The following is a 541-nucleotide window of genomic DNA, read 5'->3' on the forward strand; positions in this document are numbered from 1 at the left end:
TGGGCGAAATGCGCCTGGTAAGCAGAGTTTTTGAAATGTAAGGCCTTTGAATAAGACAAAAGGCTGCCTCATCGCTAACTTTGCAACAGTGCCTTCTACGGCACGTTTGAAGGCGCGCTGAAAGGTCTGGTCATACATGTGATGGCGACGCACGACACCGCTCCGTGGATCGGTCGAATGCGTGTGCTGCGCAAAAACCCAGAACCACGGCCAGGAATGCCCGGCGCGCGGATACTTCCGCTCAAGGGCGTCGGGAAGCGCAACGCCGCTGCGGCCCTCGGCCTGGTCCTTCAGCCACCATGCCCGTGCACGCGACAGCTGCTCGCGCAGGCTGGGTGCCAAGCTCTCGGGTAACATCAAGGCCCGATCCTTGGAGCCCTTGCCCTCCCGCACGATGATCGTGCCGTGATCGAAATCCAGATCCTTGACCCGCAGTTGCAAACCCTCACTGATCCGCATGCCCGTTCCATACAGAAGCTGGGCGAACAAACGATGCTCGCCTTCCAGAAAACCGAGGATGCGAACCACTTCATCCGGGGTC

At 59.1% G+C, this 541-nt stretch carries 1 protein-coding gene; it reads right to left on the minus strand.

What is annotated here, in order from left to right; translation table 11 throughout:
- On the minus strand, positions 1 to 541 hold a 541-nt coding region (locus PGQ95_RS26350), incomplete at both ends, for a tyrosine-type recombinase/integrase (RefSeq protein WP_430919891.1).

It is taken from the genome of Klebsiella sp. 141240 (assembly GCF_050600805.1).
Classification (GTDB): Bacteria; Pseudomonadota; Gammaproteobacteria; order Enterobacterales; family Enterobacteriaceae; genus Klebsiella; species Klebsiella aerogenes.